The organism is Streptomyces sp. NPDC015131, assembly GCF_043079975.1.
GTDB lineage: Bacteria > Actinomycetota > Actinomycetes > Streptomycetales > Streptomycetaceae > Streptomyces.
This window is the reverse complement of sequence record NZ_JBIBVB010000005.1, coordinates 621,672-638,942: the sequence shown is the minus strand read 5'-3', so window position 1 is coordinate 638,942 and position 17,271 is coordinate 621,672. Positions and strand designations below refer to the sequence as shown.

The following is a 17,271-nucleotide window of genomic DNA, read 5'->3' as shown; positions in this document are numbered from 1 at the left end:
GCGTAGGGGCGGTGGTAGGTCGGGCCCTCGTGGGCGACCGTGCCCGGGGGCACGTCCACGATCTGCTCGCCGTGCCAGAAGATCTCCAGCCGCTCCCCGTCGGTCACCTCACCGATGACGGTGGCGATGACGTCCCACTTCTCGCAGATCTCCATGAAGCGCTCGACGTGCTGCGGCTCCACGATCGCGCACATCCGCTCCTGCGACTCGCTCATGAGGATCTCCTCCGGCGAGAGCGACGCGTCGCGCAGCGGCACCGTGTCCAGCTCGACGCGCATACCACCGGTACCGGCCGAAGCCAGCTCCGAGGTGGCACACGACAGGCCCGCGCCGCCGAGGTCCTGGATGCCGGCGACGAGCTTCTCGGCGAAGATCTCCAGGGTGCACTCGATCAGGAGCTTCTCCTGGAACGGGTCACCGACCTGCACCGCCGGGCGCTTGGTGGGCTTGGTGTCGTCGAAGGTCTCGGAGGCGAGGACCGAGACGCCGCCGATGCCGTCACCACCGGTGCGGGCACCGTACAGAATGACCTTATTGCCCGGGCCGGACGCCTTCGCGAGGTGGATGTCCTCGTGGCGCATCACACCGATGCAGCCGGCGTTGACCAGCGGGTTGCCCTGGTAGCACTCATCGAAGACGACCTCGCCGCCGATGTTCGGCAGACCCAGGCAGTTGCCGTACCCGCCGATGCCCGCCACCACACCCGGCAGGACGCGCTTGGTGTCGGGGTGGTCGGCCGCACCGAACCGCAGCGGGTCGACGACCGCGACCGGGCGGGCACCCATGGCGAGGATGTCGCGGACGATGCCACCCACACCGGTCGCCGCACCCTGATACGGCTCGATGTACGAGGGGTGGTTGTGCGACTCGACCTTGAAAGTCACCGCGTACCCCTGGCCGACGTCCACGACGCCCGCGTTCTCACCGATGCCGACGAGCATCGCGTCGTTCTCGGGGGCCTTCTCACCGAACTGCTTCAGATGCACCTTGCTGCTCTTGTACGAGCAGTGCTCCGACCACATCACCGAGTACATGGCCAGCTCGGCACCCGTAGGACGGCGGCCCAGGATCTCCCGGATGCGCGCGTACTCGTCCTTCTTCAGGCCGAGCTCGGCCCACGGCTGCTCGACGTCGGGGGTCTCGGTGGCGTGCTTGACGGTGTCCAGAGTCATCAGGCGTTGACCAGCTTCTTGAGAATCGACGTGAAGAAACCCAGGCCGTCCGTCTTGCCCGTACCGACCAGCGGCTCGACCGCGTGCTCGGGGTGCGGCATCAGGCCGACGACATTGCCCGCGGCGTTGGTGATGCCGGCAATGTCCCGCAGCGAGCCGTTGGGGTTGACGTCCAGGTAGCGGAACGCCACCCGGCCCTCCGCCTCCAGCTCGTCCAGCGTCCGCTCGTCGGCCACATACCGGCCGTCCATGTTCTTGAGCGGGACCTCGATCTCCTGGCCCGGGGCGTAGTCGGAGGTCCAGGCGGTCTGCGCGTTCTCCACCCGCAGCTTCTGGTCGCGGCAGATGAAGTGCAGGTGGTTGTTGCGCAGCATCGCACCCGGCAGCAGGTGCGACTCCGTCAGCACCTGGAAGCCGTTGCAGATGCCCAGGACCGGCATCCCGGCCTTCGCCTGCTCGATGACCGTCTCCATCACCGGCGAGAACCGCGAGATCGCGCCGGCCCGCAGGTAGTCGCCGTAGGAGAACCCGCCCGGCAGTACGACCGCGTCGACCTGCTTGAGGTCCTTGTCGCGGTGCCACAGCGATACGGGCTCCGCGCCCGCGAGCCGGACCGCGCGCAGCGCGTCCCGGTCGTCGAGCGTCCCGGGGAAGGTGACGACCCCGATCCGAGCGGTCACGACTCCACCCTCACGACGAAGTCCTCGATGACGGTGTTGGCGAGGAACGTCTCGGCCATCTCATGGATACGGGCAAGGGCGGCGTCGTCCACCGGCCCCTCCACATCCAGCTCGAAACGCTTTCCCTGACGGACGTCGGCGATCCCCTCGAAACCGAGGCGGGGCAGTGCGCGCTGCACCGCCTGGCCCTGCGGGTCGAGGATCTCCGGCTTGAGCATGACGTCGACTACGACGCGTGCCACTGGCACTCCCGGTGGTGTGTTGCGTGGGCGGTTCCCTCAGCGTACCTGTCTCCAAATTCTACGCGAGTAGACATCTGGAGGTCCCTACAAATGACCACGCGAACACGGACGGAACCGCCGGGAAAAATCACGGGAAAAAATGCTCCGGACCATTGCCTCGGACACGCGGATGCAATTGGCTGGACTTCGCAATGCCGCGCCTTCCGCTGTACAAAGGAATACAGAGGAAAGCAGCATTGCCCCTCAACAGCCGTAAATCCGGTATCGCCGCACGTCAGACATGTCACACATCGGCCTGACAGGCAAGGGCGGCACACCGCGTGAAAGGACCGGTATCCGTGGCGCAGCGCGTAGTGGTCACGCTCTTCGACGACATCGACGGAGGAGAAGCGGCGGAAACGGTCACCTTCGGCCTCGACGGTAAGACGTACGAGATCGACCTCAATCCCGCCAATGCAAAGAAACTGCGCAAGGCCCTCCAGCCGTACATGGCGGCCGGCCGCAAGCAGGCCGGGGCCCGGCAGGGCGGCGGCACGGCCGGTACGGCGGCGGGACGCTCCCGCGGCTCGTACAAGCACACCTCGCTCGAACCCGACCCGGCGGCGGTACGCGCCTGGGCGCAGTCGAACAAGATGGACGTCCCGGCCCGCGGCCGGATCCCCAAGCGGGTTTACGAGGCCTTCCGCGAGGCGAGCTGAGGCCAGCTGAGCCGGACGGAGACCGGCGGGGGGCGGGAGCGGCAGCCCCCGGCAACCGCCCCCGGAGGCTCCGAGTTGCGCAACACCCCAGGTGATCCGCTAGAGTCTGGATCACGCCGAGGGGCGAGGCCGAAAGGCCCCGGACCTCACGGAGCGTGCGGGTGTAGTTCAGTAGTAGAACACCCCCCTTCCAGGGGGGAGGCGCAGTGTGCGATTCCTGTCACCCGCTCCACATCACGTACCGACCCTCTTCGAGGATCAGGTACAGTGGTGTTCGCACCGCCCGGTGAGAGCCGGTCGGGAGCATGCGGACGTGGCTCAGTTGGTAGAGCATCACCTTGCCAAGGTGAGGGTCGCGAGTTCGAATCTCGTCGTCCGCTCAGAGTACGAAGGCCCCGGTCATCACGACCGGGGCCTTCGGCGTTCCGGGCCGATTGACACCCCGATGACACCGGACGGCACCGGACGGCACCGGACGACACCCGCATGACACCGCATGACACCTGATGACATTTGTCATCGCCGACCGGTGACAGCGCGGCCTGCCCGCGCCGCGTGCGGGGCGGAAGCCTTAGGACATGACCAATGTGATGGAGGCGCGGGACGTCCGGCGCCGTTACGCCGGCGGGTTCGAGGCCGTGGCCGGGATCACCTTCTCCGTGGCCTCCGGGGAGATCTTCGCGCTGCTCGGTACGAACGGCGCGGGCAAGACGTCCACGGTGGAGCTGCTGGAGGGGCTGGCCCGCCCGAGCGGCGGCACCGTGCGGGTGCTCGGGCACGATCCGTACACCGAACGCTCCGCCGTCCGGCCCCGGATCGGCATGATGCTCCAGGAGGGCGGCTTCCCCTCCGACCTCACCGTCGCCGAGACCGTACGGATGTGGGCCGGCTGCACCAGCGGTGCCCGGCCGGCCGGGGAGGCGCTGGAGACCGTGGGGCTGGCCGGCCGGGCCCGGGTGCGCGTCAAGCAGCTGTCGGGCGGCGAGAAGCGGCGGCTCGACCTGGCGCTGGCGCTGCTCGGGCGGCCCGAGGTGCTGTTCCTGGACGAGCCGTCGACCGGGCTCGACGCCGAAGGGCGCCGCGACACCTGGGAGTTGGTGCGGCGGCTGCGCGACGGCGGCACGACCGTGCTGCTGACGACGCACTACCTGGAGGAGGCCGAGGCCCTCGCCGACCGGCTCGCCATCATGCACCGGGGCCGGATCGTGACCTCCGGGACGCCCGCCGAGGTGACGGCCGCCCGGCCCGCGCGCATCCGCTTCACCCTGCCCGAAGGGGTGCCGGCCGGGCGGCTGCCCCTGACGCTGCGGGCCGCCGCCACGGGACGGGACGTGGAGATCCGTACCCATGGACTCCAGGACGCGCTCGGCGAACTGCTCGCGTGGGCCCGCGAGTCGGACGTACGGCTCGAAGGGCTCGACGCCCGGTCCGCCTCCCTCGAGGAGGCCTTCCTCGACATCGCGCAGAACGAGCAGAGTGAGAAGCACGAGACGGTGGGTGTCTGACATGGCGGCGAACACGACGACGGGTGCGGCCGGGGACGGGGCGGCCAGCACGGTGGCCCGGCGCATGAGCGCCCTGGGGCGGGCCGAACTGACCCTCCTCGTACGGAACAAGTACGCGCTCTTCACGGCGCTGCTGATGCCGCTGCTGATGGTGGGGGTGCTGCGGTCCACCCTGGACCAGGTCGAGCTGGGCAGGGCCGGGATGAGCGCCGTCGAGGCCGCCCTCAGCGGGGGCCTGGTGATGATGCTGATCCTCGTGGTCTACCTCAACCTCACCTCCGCGTACGTGGCCCGGCGCGAGGAGCTGGTCCTGAAGCGGCTCCGCACGGGCGAGGCGGCCGACCACGAGATCCTGGCCGGGACCGCGCTGCCGGCGATCCTGCTGGCCCTCGGCCAGAGCGCGCTGATCGTGGCCGGCGGGGTGGCCGCCCTCGGCGTGGACGGTCCGCAGCGGCCGGAACTGCTGGTCGCCGGCGTGCTGTTGGGCGTGGTGATGCTGGTGGCGCTGGCCGGGGCGACGGCGGCGGTCACCCGCACCGTGGAGAGCGCGCAGATCACCACCATGCCGCTGTTCCTGGTGTCCAGCGTCGGCTCGGGGCTGTTCGTGCCGCTGGAGGTGCTCCCGGAGAAGGTCGCCTCGGTGTGCGAGCTGCTGCCGCTGAGCGGGGTGATGACGCTGGTGCGCGCCGGCTGGCTGGGCGGCGGTGGTGGTGACGGCGGTGAGCTGCTGGGGGCCGCGCTCACGGCGCTGGCCTGGACGGCGCTCTCGGTGTTTGCTGTGCAGCGGTGGTTCCGCTGGGAGCCGAGGCGCTGACCCTGAGCGGGGAGTACGAGGATGAAGCTGACCGGCTGGTGGAGCCGGCGGAGCAAGCCGCAGAAGGTCGAGCTGTACACGCGGTGGTCCTACCACCTGTTCGTGTTGCTCGAAGTGGCCGCCATCGGTCTGGGCGTGCTCGGCCGGGCGTCCGCGCCGCTCGCCGGCTGGCTGTTCCTCCTGGTGACCGCGCACGCCGCGCTCGGGGCGGTGGTGTCGTCCCGGGCACTGGACTGGGTCGTGGGGCGCCGGGCGCGCCCGGCGGGGCTGATGGTGGCGCACGGGTTCGTGTCGGGCGTCCTGGCAGCGGGGGTGCTCACGCTCCTCCGGTTCGGTGACGCACGGGACCTGGAGACCGTGGCGACCATGGTCGTCGGCCTGCTGGGCTTCGGCGTCTGCGCGATCGTCCTGGGCATCCCCGACAACCGGCACGTGCTGCTGCTGGTGCTGGCCGCCGCCGGCGGTACGGGGCTGTGGTGCCTCCTGCTGGGGATGCCGGCGCCCGAGGTGGCCGGCTTCACGATCGGGGTGCTGATCGCGGCGCTGTTCCTGGCCGGTACGAGCGGCTTTTCCGCGTGGCTGCTGCGTACGGTGTGGGAGCTGGACGCGGCCCGGGAGCTGCAGGCGCGGCTCGCGGTCGCCGAGGAGCGGCTGCGGTTCGGGCGCGACCTGCACGACGTGATGGGCCGCAATCTGTCGGTGGTCGCGCTGAAGAGCGAGCTTGCGGTACGGCTGGCCCGCCGGGGCAGCACCGAGGCGGCGGTGGACCAGATGACCGAGGTGCAGCGCATCGCGCGGGAGTCGCAGCGGGAGGTGCGCGACGTGGTGCGCGGCTACCGGGAGGCGGACCTGCACACCGAACTGGAGGGCGCCCGGAGCGTGTTGGCGGCGGCCGGGATCACCTGCACGGTGCGGGAGCCGGACGTGGAGCTGCCGGCGGCGGTGCAGTCGGCGCTGGCGTGGGTGGTGCGGGAAGGGACGACGAACGTGCTGCGGCACGGGGACGCGCGGGCGTGCTCGGTGTCGGTGCGCGCCGAGAAGGGGTGTGCGGTGCTGGTGGTGGAGAACGACGGGGCGGACGGTGTGTCCGGCGCGGCTTCGGGGTCGGGGGCGAGGTCGGGGACCGGGGCTTCGTTGTCGGGGGCGAGGTCGGGGACCGGGGCTTCGTTGTCGGGGGCGGGGTCTTCGCCCTCGGGTGCGGGTGCGGATTCGGATTCGGGTACGGGTACGGGTACGGGTACGGATTCGGGCGCGGGGTCGGGGCTGGCCGGGCTGCGGGAGCGGCTCGCGGCGCTCGACGGGACGCTGGAGGCGGGCCGGGCGGGCGACGGGCGGTTCCGGCTGACGGCGAGGGTGCCGGCGGGCGCTGCCGTCCCGGAGGGGGCACGGTGACGGGCGGCCCGGTGAACGGCGCCGCGTCCGGCGACCCGGTGAACGGGACCGTGTCCGGCGGCCCGGTGACCGGCGCCGTACGCGTCCTGCTGGCCGACGACGAGCACCTCATCCGGGGCGCGCTGGCGGCGCTCCTCGGGCTGGAGGACGACCTCGTGGTCGTCGCCGAGGCGGCGTCCGGGCCCGAGGCGCTCGCCATGGCGCGGGCGCACCGGCCCGACGTGGCGGTGCTGGACCTCCAGATGCCGGGCGCCGACGGTGTGAAGGTCGCCACATCGCTGCGGGCCGAACTGCCGGACTGCCGCACCATGATCGTCACCGGTCACGGGCGTCCCGGGCACCTCAAGCGGGCGCTCGCGGCGGGGGTGCGGGGCTTCGTGCCGAAGACCGTGAGCGCCCAGCGGCTCGCCGAGATCATCCGTACCGTCCACGCCGGAAACCGTTATGTGGACCCGGAGTTGGCGGCCGACGCGATCTCCGCCGGCGACTCCCCGCTGACCGCCCGCGAGGCGGAGGTGCTGGAGCTGGCGGTGGACGGGGCGCCCGTCGCGGAGATCGCCGAGCGCGCCTCCCTGTCGCCCGGGACCGTACGGAACTACCTGTCGTCGGCCGCCTCGAAACTGGGCGCCGAGAACCGTCATGCGGCGGCGCGTCTCGCTCGGGAGCGAGGTTGGGTATAGTGGTCTCGCGCCACGGCGCATGCGGACGTAGCTCAGTTGGTAGAGCGCAACCTTGCCAAGGTTGAGGTCGCGAGTTCGAGCCTCGTCGTCCGCTCCATGAAGAAAGCCCCCGGCCGGTCGGCCGGGGGCTTTCTCGTTGCTCAGGTCCAGCTCGTGCCGGTCAGTACCTCGTACGCCTCCAGGTACTTGGCGCGGGTGGCCTCCACCACCTCGCGCGGCAGCGGCGGCGGGGGCTGCTCGCTCCGGCGGTCCCAGCCCGAGGCGGGCGAGGTCAGCCAGTCGCGGACGTACTGCTTGTCGTACGAGGGCTGCGCGCGGCCCGGCTCCCAGGTGGCGGCGGGCCAGAAGCGGGAGGAGTCGGGCGTCAGCACCTCGTCGGCGAGGACCAGGCCGTCGTCGTCGAGACCGAACTCGAACTTGGTGTCCGCGAGGATGATCCCCCGGTCGCGGGCGATGTCCCGGGCGCGGGAGTAGACGGCCAGGGTCGACTGGCGCAGCTGGGCGGCGGTCTCCGCGCCGACCTGGCGTGCGACCTCCTCGTACGACACGTTCTCGTCGTGCTCGCCGACGGCCGCCTTGGTGGCGGGGGTGAAGATCGGCGCGGGCAGCTCCGAGCCGTTGGTGAGCCCCTCGGGGAGGGCCAGGCCGCAGACGGTGCGGGTCTGGTCGTACTCGGTGAGCCCCGAGCCGGTGAGGTAGCCGCGGGCCACGCACTCGACCGGGACCATCTTCAGCGACCGGCAGATCAGGGTGCGGCCCGCCCAGTCGGCGGGGGCGCCCTCGGGCACCTCGGTGGAGATCACGTGGTGCGGGACGAGGTCCGCGAGCAGGTCGAACCACCACAGCGACAGCTGGGTGAGGACGCGTCCCTTGTCGGGGATCTCGGTGGGCAGCACCCAGTCGTAGGCGGACATGCGGTCACTGGCGACCATGACGAGGTCGCCCGCCTCGTTCCGGTACAGGTCGCGCACCTTGCCGGTGTGCACATGCACCAGGCCCGGCACCTGGACGGGCTCGGGCTTTTCGACGAATCCGGACACGGTTCCTCCCCGTGGTTCTGTCCAATCGCTCCGATTCTCCCGCATCCGGAGCCAGGGCTTCGGCCAGGGGTCGCGCGGAGTGCGCTAGTCCCGTTTACAGATCCGGTCCAGGAGGTTGGCCGTGGCGCGCTGGACGCGGACGTCCACATGACCCGGCCGGTCCAGGGCGGGTGACCAGGCGAAGGTGCCCGACGCGAAGACGAGCGCCCCGGAGGGGGCCCGGTACAGGGAGGTCTCCTGGTGGCGCACATGGCCCTCGCCGTCCCGGTAGGGGGAGTGGGCGAGCAGGATGCGCCGCCGGTGCTCGGGGAGGGCGGTCCGGGGGAAGTACCGGTCGGCCTCGCCGGCGACGAGGCCCGGCAGCTCGTCGCCCTCACCGGCCCCGGTGGCGTCCCACAGCCAGTGCTCGGCGTTCCGGACGACCATCGGGTGCGGCTCGGGCACCCGGCCCGCGTACTGGATGCCGAGTAGCTGCTGCTCCGGGCGGTCCACCTCCCGCCACAGCGCGGGTCTGCCCGGCCCGCGGCGCTTGCGGCAGGTCAGCAGCCGGTCGGGGACCCCTGACGGGGACGGCGACAGCTCGACCTGCCAGTACATGGTGTTGGCGGACAGGAACACCAGCGAGGTGCCCAGGTCGCGGGCCTGCTCCACGGTCCGGCGCATGGGCAGCGACCAGTACTCGTCGTGGCCGGGGAAGACCAGGCCGCGGTAGCGGGAGGGGTCGACGCGGCCGGCGTGCAGGTCGCGGGCGTCGGCGTACGCCAGGTCGTATCCGTACCGCTCCGCCCAGCGGATGAAGTCGTACGCGTGGCCGACGTGCAGCGGCAGCCCGGCCCCCGCGTACGGACGGTCGAAGGACACCGTGATGGCGGCGTCCTCCTCGCCGAGGAGACGGCCCTCCTCGTCCCACGCGTGGTAGAGGCTGGCGCCGGTGCGGCCGTCCTCCGGGTAGAGGTTGTACGCCTGCCAGGTGATGTCCGGCATCAGCAGGAGCAGGTCGGCGGGGTGGCTGTCGCGGACGGTGAACGGGATGTGCGAGCGGTACCCGTCGGCGGTGGTGAGCACCGCCACGTACGCGCCGATGGACCAGTACGACGGGACCTGGAGCCGCCAGGAGAGCCACCAGTGGTGGCAGGAGACCGTCCGGTCGGCGGCGAGCGGGGGCGGCTGCACGATGCCCGAGAGCCGCGGACTGGTGATGATCTTGGAGGCGCCGTCGCCCGCGTAGTGCCCGATGCGATAGACGTCGACCGAGAACTGCTGCGGAGGGTCCACGGTGATGTGGAAATCGATCGCCTCGCCGGGCGCGACCGCTCCGGCGGAGGTGAAGCCCTTGATCTGGCGCCGTACGTCGTCGGCGGAGCGCGGCCCGGTGTGGTGCCCCTTGCCACCGGGGGCGAGAGCCGGGTCCACGTACCAGGGAACGACCTGGCCGGTGTCGCCGAAGTACTGCTCACTGCCTCGCAGCCAGGGCAGCGGCCCCTGGCCGAACGGGTCCGACACGGCGTGGGCGAGGGCCCCCGATTCCCACCGCCGGATCTGCTCCGCCCCCATGCTGCGCCCCTCCCTCGTCTCCCCCGCGACTGTCAGTGCCGGTCTCCAGCACATCACATAACGCACGCATGCCGTCACCGTTCGTCGTGAATCGATGAGAGTGGAACGTCGCATTCCATTCGTGGTGCGCCGGTTCCGTGCCCCGCCGGGGCGGCAGCGAGTGGGTCATACGAGGCGGACGGGCTTCTCGGGGCGTACGCCGACGGTCGTGAGCCAGCTGCGCAGCGGCTCCGGATCGGCGTCCTCTATGAGGCTCAGCACCCGGGCGGCCAGGTCGGGGTGGCGCTTGCCCGCCACGAGGAGCGTCGGCCCGTCCAGCCAGTCGAGACCGGGTGCGGCGCCGGCGGTGTCGACGGCGGCGCAGCACACCATGGCGGTCACATGGTCGGCCAGCAGCTCCCGCTCGCCGCGCGGCGGCTGCAACGGGAACAGCGGCAGCGCGTCGCCCCCGGGGCCCCACGCGGCATGGTCCAGGTCGCCGGGGACGGACAGGGGCGGGGCGGGCGGGGCGGTGCCGGGTGCGGCGGGTGTGGCGGAGCCGTCCGAGGGCGCGGGGGGCTCGGGCGACACGGGGGGCTCGTGTGCGGCCGGGGAGGCGGAGGTCTCCGGGGAGGCAGGGACCTCCGGGGCGGCCGGAGACGCGGGGGACTCCGGGGAAGCTGAGGTCTCAGGGCAGGCAGGGGCCTCCGGCGGCGCGAGGCGCTCATGGGGCTGGTGGTCCGCCGGGCCGGCTGACGTCTCCGGGGACGCGGGTGCCTCCGGGGACGGGGGTGCCTCCGGGGACGCAGGGGCCTCCGGGGCTGCCGGAGAGACGGAAGCGGCTGGCGGGGACGCGGGGGCGCCCGTCACGGCCTCGCGGGACATCTCGGCGGTGATCGCGGCGGCGAGCGTCTCGCCCGTCCTGGCCGCCACCAGGTGGTCCATCACCCGGTCCAGGGTGGCGTCCGCGCCCCGGTCGACCCCGAGCCGGTCGAGGACCCGGTGGAGGCGGGCCGCCTCCGTACGCCACTTGCGGTCGACGACCTCGTCCGGATACTGCTGCCAGTCCACCGGCGCCCAGTCGGGACCGGTCTGCACGGGTCCACCGTGGAAGAGGCGGGCGGCCAGCAGCGAGGTGGCCTCGTCGACGAGACCGGGCTCCTCCAGCAGGTCGCACGCCGGGCGCTCGCCCAGCCGGGAGGTGAAGCCCTCGGCGAGCCGGTCGCGCCGGGACAGCTCGGTCAGCGCCGACACCACGCCCGCGTCCAGCCGGGACGGCCAGCGGCCCATGCGCCAGGCGGGCAGGGCCACCCGGGTCAGCAGCCGGTCCCAGCCCGCGTACGCCAGGCCGACCTGCTCCTGGGCGGCGATCCGCAGGCCGTAGTCCACCGCCTGCGCCCGCTCCGACGCCGCCGCGGCCACGCCCCGCTCCATCTCGGCGGCGTGCGCCCGGCACCCCCGCAGAAGCAGCCGCACCACGGCCCCGACGCACCGCGCGCCCAGCCGCCGGAACGGGTCGAGACCCGGCCGGTCCGCCACCGCGATCGCCGCGTCCAGCCCCCGGACGAACCGGCGGGCCGCCGCTATGTCGGGGTGGGCGGACGGGCCGGTGCCGGCGACGACGGGGGCCAGCACCGCCCGCAGCTCGGCGACCCGCATCCACCACAGGAACGGGGAGCCTATGACCAGCACGGGCGCGGCGCCCGGGCGGTGCGCGCCGCGCGCGGGGCCGGCGCCGCCGTGCGCCCGGTGCGTGCGGTCCTCCAGCCAGCTGTCGCAGTCCGGGGTCAGCGCTATGGCCGACGGCGCCGGGACGTCCAGCCGTGCGGCGAGGTCCTGCACCATTCGGTACAGGTCGGGCGCGGACTCCCGGGGGATCTCCACCGTGGGCGTCAGGGCGGGCCTGGCCCGCGCGATGACGGCCGCGACGGCCGCCGCGGCGAGCAGCACGACCACCGCGAGCACGGACACCACCTGGCGCGCGACGTCCCAGCCCGCTCCGGTGAGGTGCCCGGTGGCACCGCCGGTGAGCAGCACGACGGCCAGAGCGGCGGGCAGCAGGGCCACGGCAAGCGCCCTGCCGCGCACCCGCAGCACGGCCAGAGCGTGGGCGTGCGCGGCGCGCGCGCCCCGCTCCTCACCCATCCCGAGACGAGCACCGGAATCGGACACGGCCGTACGTCACCCCCTTCTGCCTGGTGGCGGGCTGCCTGGTGGCGGTGTTGCTCACTTCCCCACTGTGGCACCCGCCACTGACATCGCAATGCCGGTGGGCCAAGTGCCGGAACGCTTGCGCGGCACCCTAGTTGGGGCACCGCCGGGCGTCATCCGGATGGGGCAGCCGTCACTCGATGGAATGGCTTTGGGTAAAGGTGCGGACGGTTCAGCGTCCGGTCGGTCTCACTCTCCGGCGGCCTTGCGCGCGATGTCCGTACGGTGCTGGGAACCGTCGAGCCGGATGCGTCCGACCGCCGCGTACGCCCGCTCCCGGGCCTGCGCGAGGTCCTTTCCGGTCGCGGTGACGGACAGGACGCGTCCGCCGGCGCTGACGATCGCGTCGCCCTCGCGCCGGGTCCCGGCGTGCAGCACGTACGCGTGCGGCTCGTCCTTCACCACGACGTCGTCCAGGCCCTCGATCGGGTCGCCGGTGCGCGGGGTGCCGGGGTAGTTGTGCGAGGCGACCACCACGGTGACGGCGGCGTCGTCGTGCCAGGCCAGCGGCGGGCGGCTGTCCAGGGTGCCCTCGGCGGCGTGCAGCAGCACCCGGGCGAGCGGCGTCCTGAGTCGCGCGAGGACGACCTGTGTCTCGGGGTCGCCGAAGCGGGCGTTGAACTCGATGACCCGTACTCCGCGCGAGGTGATCGCCAGCCCCGCGTACAGCAGGCCCTGGAACGGCGTGCCGCGCCGGCGCAGCTCGTCGACCGTCGGCTGCAGCACGCTCGCCATGACCTCGTCGACCAGCCCGGGGTCGGCCCACGGGAGGGGCGAATAGGCGCCCATGCCACCGGTGTTGGGGCCCGCGTCGCCGTCGAGGGCGCGCTTGAAGTCCTGCGCGGGGGTGAGGGGCAGCACGGTCGTGCCGTCGGTGATGGCGAAGAGGGAGACCTCGGGACCGTCGAGGAACTCCTCGATGACCACGCGGTCGCAGGAGCGCGCGTGGGCGCGGGCCTCCTCGACGTCGTCGGTGACGACGACGCCCTTGCCGGCCGCGAGACCGTCGTCCTTGACGACGTACGGGGCGCCGAAGGCGTCGAGCGCCGCGTCGATCTCCTCGGGGGTGGCGCAGACGTACGAGCGGGCCGTGGGGACGCCGGCGGCGGCCATCACGTCCTTGGCGAACGCCTTGGAGCCCTCCAGCCGCGCGGCGTCGCGCGAGGGGCCGAAGCAGGCGATGCCGGCCGCGCGCACGGCGTCGGCGACCCCGGCGACGAGCGGTGCCTCGGGGCCGACGACGACGAGTCCGGCCCCCAGGTCGGTGGCGAGACGGGCCACGGCCGCGCCGTCGAGGGCGTCGACCTGGTGGAGCTCCGCGACCTCCGCGATACCGGCGTTGCCGGGCGCGCAGTGCAGAGCGGTGACGTCGGGATCGTGCGAGAGAGAGCGGCACAGGGCGTGTTCGCGGGCGCCGCCGCCGATGACGAGGACCTTCACGCCAGCCAGGGTAGCCCGCGCGCCCGGACCACTTTTGTCCGGGCCTCCGAGCGGGACGCCGCTACTCGTTCGTATATTCCTCCACCACGGTCGCCCCCAGCTCGCGCACGATCAGCTCGTGGCCGGAGAGCGCCGAGTCGACGAGATCCGGATCGTCGTCCTCCGGCATGTCGTCCTCGGGCCGGACCGGCTGCCGGGCGGCCGGCTGTCTCGGGGGCTCCGCGGGGCCGCCCGGAGCGGGCTCGGCCGCGCTCCCCGGTGCCCGCCCCTGCGGGCCCTGCGGCGACTGGCCCGGCTGCGGCGCCTGCGGTACGGAGCGGGGGGCGTCCTGCGCGGCGGCCCCGGACGGGCGGGCGCCGCCGGTTCCGTAGCCCCCGCCACCCGCGCTGCCTCCGCCGCCCGGGCCGCCGCCGTAACCCCCGGCACTGCCACCGCCTCCGCCGTAGCCGCCTGCCGGGCCGCCGGAGCCGTGACCGCCGCTGCCGAAGCCGCCGCCGGAGGACGCCGGAGGCGCGGAGCCGCCCGAGGGGTCGACGATCGCCTCGATCTTCCACTGGACGTTGAACTGCTCGGCGAGCGCCTGGCGCAGGACGTCCTCGCTGCCGCTGCCGGCGAAGTTGTCCCGGGCGCCGGCGTTGAGGAAGCCGAGCTGGAGGGTGGTGCCGTCGAAGCCGGCCACCTGTGCGTTCTGGCTGAGCAGGATCCAGGTGAAGCGGCGGCGGTTCTTGACGGCCTCCAGGATGTCCGGCCACATGTTCCGCACCTGGCCGGCGCCCTGGGCCATGCCGGGGGCGGCACCTGGCGCCGGGGCACCGGTCGGGGCGCCGCCCGACGGGGCGGGGCCGGGCGCCGGGGCGGCCGGGCTGGCGGGCGCGGGTGCCTCCGGCTGCGCGGGCCCCGCGGAGGACGGCGCGGACGCGGTGGGCCAGGCCCCCGGGCGCCCCCCGCCCTGCTGGGAGCCGGGCGCGGCGGCGGACGGCCACGCCCCGGGACGTGCCGCCCCACCGGAGGCGGGCGCGGCGGACGGCTGCCCGGCGGACGGCTGCCCGGCCGGTGCGGCGGGAGCAGGGGCGGAGGAGCCCGGTGCGGCGGCGGGAACCGGGGCGGAAGGGGCCGGTGCGGCGGGGGGCGCCGGGGCGGGTGCCCCCGCCGGGGCGTCGCCGGGGCCCCGTACCGCGGCACGCGCGGCGGCGGGCCCGCCACCCGGGACGGGCGGCGGCGTCTGGTCGTGGGCCTCGGGCCCGGGGACGTACCCCATCGCGGGTCCCGGGCCCGTCGCCTGGAAGGCGGCGCCCTGGATCGCCGACCCGCGCTCCAGCCGGTCGAGCCGTGCCAGCAGGGACCGCTCGTCGCCGAACGCGGCGGGCAGCAGCACGCGCGCGCAGATCAGCTCCAGCTGGAGCCGGGGCGAGGTCGCGCCCCGCATCTCGGTCAGCCCCTCGTTGACGATGTCGGCCGCCCGGCTCAGCTCGGCGGCCCCGAACACCGACGCCTGGGCCTGCATCCGCTCCACCACGTCGGCGGGCGCGTCGATGAGCCCCTTCTCGGCGGCGTCAGGCACGGCGGCGAGGATCACCAGGTCACGCAGCCGCTCCAGCAGGTCGGTCACGAACCGCCGCGGGTCGTTGCCGCCCTCGATGACGCGCTCGACGACCTCGTACGCGGCGGCCCCGTCCCCGGCGGCGAAGGCGTCCACCACGGAGTCCAGCAGGGAGCCGTCGGTGTACCCGAGGAGGCCGGTGGCCATGGCGTACGTCACACCGTCCTCGGCGGCGCCGGCCAGCAGCTGGTCCATCACGGACATCGAGTCACGCACGGACCCGGCGCCCGCGCGCACGACCAGCGGCAGCACACCGTCCTCGACCGGGATCCGCTCCTTGCCGCACACCTCGCCGAGGTAGTCCCGCAGGGTCCCGGGCGGCACCAGCCGGAAGGGGTAGTGGTGGGTGCGCGACCGGATGGTCCCGATCACCTTCTCCGGCTCCGTGGTGGCGAAGATGAACTTCAGGTGCTCCGGCGGCTCCTCGACCACCTTCAGCAGGGCGTTGAACCCCGCCGAGGTGACCATGTGGGCCTCGTCGATGATGTAGATCTTGTACCGGCTGCCGGCCGGCCCGAAGAACGCCTTCTCGCGCAGGTCACGGGCGTCGTCCACGCCACCGTGGGACGCGGCGTCGATCTCGATGACGTCGATCGACCCCGGCCCGTTCCGCGCCAGGTCCCGGCACGACTGGCACTCCCCGCAGGGGGTGGGCGTGGGACCTTGCTCACAGTTCAGACAGCGGGCCAGGATCCGCGCGCTGGTCGTCTTCCCGCACCCGCGCGGACCACTGAACAGGTACGCGTGATTGACCCGGTTGTTCCGCAGGGCCTGCTGCAACGGGTCGGTGACATGCTCCTGCCCGATGACCTCGGCGAAGGACTCGGGGCGATAGCGGCGGTACAGCGCAAGGGACGACACCCTTACGACGATATCGGGCCCCACCGACAACCGGCCCGGCCCACCGGACCACCCCGCCCGCCCACGCAAACGCCCCCCACGCACCCGCCAGAGCCGACCTACCCTTGCTGCCTTCCGGCCCTGGGGGAGTTCAGTCAGATAGCGCCACGTGAGGGGCTGCGCCCAGCCTACCCGATCCCCGGCGGCCCCGGTCCACCCCCGACCCGCCCCGGACGCCCCCCGGGGATCGGGTTCGCGAGCACTCCTCAACGTCTTGTATTGTTTGCGGCGGAGGATTCGCCTAGAGGCCTAGGGCGCACGCTTGGAAAGCGTGTTGGGGGCAACCCCTCACGAGTTCGAATCTCGTATCCTCCGCCAGTGCCTCACCGGGCACGTTGTCGAAGGGCCCCACCGTTCGCGGTGGGGCCCTTCGACGTTTCCCAGACCTCTCATGGACTGGGACGAGCGCGCCGCGCAGTTGCGGCAGTGGACCAGGGGCGGGGGCGCGGGCGCCGCACAAGCCGTTGCTGGCTGCCTTTACGCCCTCGGGCGGTTCCAGCGGGACGCCGGGGGCGAGTTGCCGTAAAGCGCGGTCGAGGGGACCTCAAGCGGCCGCCGGACGAGTACGGTCCGGCCCACCGGACGACGCCCGCATCCGTTTCACCATCTGGTGAGTGACGGGGTGTGGGAGGTGCGCACCCGGCACGGGGCGGACAGGCTCCTCGACGGGGGCGTCCTCGGCCTCGGTGACGGGCCGCGCATCCTCGTCTCGCGGCGGTTCGCCGGCCGGAGCGCCGCCGCGCGGCAGCAGGTCACCGCGCTCGCGGGGCGGCCGCTCGTCGGGCCCCTGCCCGGTGCCCGGGCCGTCGCCGACGCGTACCGGGCCTGGCACACCGAGCAGGTCTTCCGCGCCCGGGCGCGTCGGCAGGGCGCCGGGCGGCCGGGTCAGACGGTGGAGTCGAGGTCCTTGGCGTAGAGGCCGATGGACCGGCGGTACTGGCGCACCGAGGGGTCCTCGCTCGTGGTGGCCAGCAGGTCCAGGAGGATGCCCATCGCCTCGTGGTGGCCGCCCGTGTTGTAGAGGGCCATCGCCAGGAAGGTCCGCAGGCCGCCGTCGTCCGGGTACTCGGCCACCCCGCGGCGGAGGGTCTCCACGGCGCGGGCGTACTGGCCGAGCACGCGGTAGGTGCTGCCCAGGCCCAGCAGGGCGCCGCGGCGGTCCTCGTCCGGGAGGCCGGGGGCGGTGGCGGCCAGGCAGCGCTCGTAGAAGGGGACCGCCTCGGCCTCCAGGCCCAGCCGGTCGTGGACGCAGGCGGCGCGGTACTGCACGCGCGCGTCGTCCGGGTTCCGGGCGGCCAGGTCGAGCAGTTCGCGGCGCGTCTCGTGGAGCCGGTCGTCTTCCGTCGTACTCATGCGCACATCGT

The 17,271-nt window shown here is 73.2% G+C and carries 14 protein-coding genes, 4 tRNA genes, 1 other RNA gene and 1 pseudogene; 10 read left to right on the top strand and 10 right to left on the bottom strand.

Annotation, left to right across the window (positions count from 1 at the left end):
* The 3 genes from purL to purS form a co-directional block, all read right to left on the bottom strand.
* The coding region (gene purL, locus ACF08D_RS23110; RefSeq protein ID WP_392224690.1) for a phosphoribosylformylglycinamidine synthase subunit PurL at positions 1–1,172 on the bottom strand (1,172 nt) is incomplete at its 3' end.
* Positions 1,172–1,852 carry a phosphoribosylformylglycinamidine synthase subunit PurQ gene (purQ, locus tag ACF08D_RS23105; protein ID WP_392224689.1) on the bottom strand — a complete coding sequence of 227 codons (681 nt, stop codon included), beginning with the start codon at positions 1,850–1,852 and terminating at the stop codon, positions 1,172–1,174. The genes purQ and purL, both read right to left, overlap by 1 nt.
* Entirely contained in the window at positions 1,849–2,094 is a 246-nt protein-coding gene (purS, locus tag ACF08D_RS23100) for a phosphoribosylformylglycinamidine synthase subunit PurS (protein ID WP_327740224.1), read from the bottom strand. Before purS ends, purQ begins: the two co-directional genes overlap by 4 nt.
* A 338-nt stretch (positions 2,095–2,432) precedes the next feature.
* Between purS and ACF08D_RS23095 the strand changes: the two genes are divergently transcribed.
* From ACF08D_RS23095 to ACF08D_RS23060, 8 genes are all read left to right on the top strand, one after another.
* Positions 2,433–2,792 (top strand): Lsr2 family protein, encoded by a 360-nt coding sequence (locus ACF08D_RS23095; protein WP_392224687.1) that lies wholly within the window; start codon positions 2,433–2,435, stop codon positions 2,790–2,792.
* Between the two features lie 157 nt (positions 2,793–2,949).
* Positions 2,950–3,024 (top strand) — tRNA-Gly (locus ACF08D_RS23090).
* A gap of 75 nt (positions 3,025–3,099) precedes the next feature.
* Positions 3,100–3,172 (top strand) — tRNA-Gly (locus ACF08D_RS23085).
* A gap of 198 nt (positions 3,173–3,370) precedes the next feature.
* On the top strand, positions 3,371–4,297 hold the full coding sequence (locus ACF08D_RS23080; protein WP_392224685.1) for an ABC transporter ATP-binding protein: 927 nt from the start codon (positions 3,371–3,373) through the stop codon (positions 4,295–4,297).
* Position 4,298: 1 nt separating this feature from the next.
* Positions 4,299–5,111 carry an ABC transporter permease gene (locus ACF08D_RS23075; RefSeq protein ID WP_392224683.1) on the top strand — a complete coding sequence of 271 codons (813 nt, stop codon included), beginning with the start codon at positions 4,299–4,301 and terminating at the stop codon, positions 5,109–5,111.
* A 21-nt stretch (positions 5,112–5,132) separates the two neighbouring features.
* Positions 5,133–6,503 (top strand): sensor histidine kinase, encoded by a 1,371-nt coding sequence (locus tag ACF08D_RS23070; protein WP_392224682.1) that lies wholly within the window; start codon positions 5,133–5,135, stop codon positions 6,501–6,503.
* A gap of 65 nt (positions 6,504–6,568) precedes the next feature.
* The gene (locus ACF08D_RS23065) at positions 6,569–7,183 is read left to right on the top strand and encodes a response regulator (RefSeq protein WP_392224750.1); all 615 of its coding nucleotides are present in this window, start codon (positions 6,569–6,571) and stop codon (positions 7,181–7,183) included.
* A gap of 21 nt (positions 7,184–7,204) precedes the next feature.
* Positions 7,205–7,280 (top strand) — tRNA-Gly (locus tag ACF08D_RS23060).
* A 43-nt stretch (positions 7,281–7,323) separates the two neighbouring features.
* Here ACF08D_RS23060 and ACF08D_RS23055 read toward each other — a convergent pair.
* From ACF08D_RS23055 to ffs, 6 genes are all read right to left on the bottom strand, one after another.
* Entirely contained in the window at positions 7,324–8,223 is a 900-nt protein-coding gene (locus ACF08D_RS23055; RefSeq protein WP_392224680.1) for a phosphoribosylaminoimidazolesuccinocarboxamide synthase, read from the bottom strand.
* 84 nt (positions 8,224–8,307) lie between these two features.
* Positions 8,308–9,777: a N,N-dimethylformamidase beta subunit family domain-containing protein gene (locus tag ACF08D_RS23050; RefSeq protein WP_392224678.1), complete on the bottom strand. Its 1,470-nt coding sequence runs from the start codon at positions 9,775–9,777 to the stop codon at positions 8,308–8,310.
* 165 nt (positions 9,778–9,942) lie between these two features.
* Positions 9,943–11,901: a hypothetical protein gene (locus ACF08D_RS23045; protein ID WP_392224676.1), complete on the bottom strand. Its 1,959-nt coding sequence runs from the start codon at positions 11,899–11,901 to the stop codon at positions 9,943–9,945.
* A gap of 255 nt (positions 11,902–12,156) precedes the next feature.
* Complete coding sequence (gene purD / locus ACF08D_RS23040) at positions 12,157–13,407, bottom strand: phosphoribosylamine--glycine ligase (RefSeq protein WP_392224674.1); 1,251 nt, start codon at positions 13,405–13,407, stop codon at positions 12,157–12,159.
* Between the two features lie 61 nt (positions 13,408–13,468).
* Positions 13,469–15,868 (bottom strand): DNA polymerase III subunit gamma and tau, encoded by a 2,400-nt coding sequence (locus ACF08D_RS23035; protein WP_392224672.1) that lies wholly within the window; start codon positions 15,866–15,868, stop codon positions 13,469–13,471.
* A 64-nt stretch (positions 15,869–15,932) separates the two neighbouring features.
* An RNA gene (gene ffs, locus ACF08D_RS23030) (signal recognition particle sRNA small type) lies at positions 15,933–16,029 on the bottom strand.
* A gap of 108 nt (positions 16,030–16,137) precedes the next feature.
* Here ffs and ACF08D_RS23025 point away from each other — a divergent pair.
* Both ACF08D_RS23025 and ACF08D_RS23020 read left to right on the top strand, forming a co-directional pair.
* A tRNA-Ser gene (locus ACF08D_RS23025) sits at positions 16,138–16,225 on the top strand.
* A 73-nt stretch (positions 16,226–16,298) separates the two neighbouring features.
* Positions 16,299–16,823 (top strand): annotated as a pseudogene (locus tag ACF08D_RS23020) (hypothetical protein).
* On the opposite strand, the gene ACF08D_RS23015 reads toward ACF08D_RS23020, so the two are convergent.
* Complete coding sequence (locus ACF08D_RS23015; protein WP_392224670.1) at positions 16,793–17,260, bottom strand: tetratricopeptide repeat protein; 468 nt, start codon at positions 17,258–17,260, stop codon at positions 16,793–16,795. The pseudogene ACF08D_RS23020 and the gene ACF08D_RS23015 sit on opposite strands and share 31 nt — an antisense overlap.
* Positions 17,261–17,271: the final 11 nt, after the last annotated feature.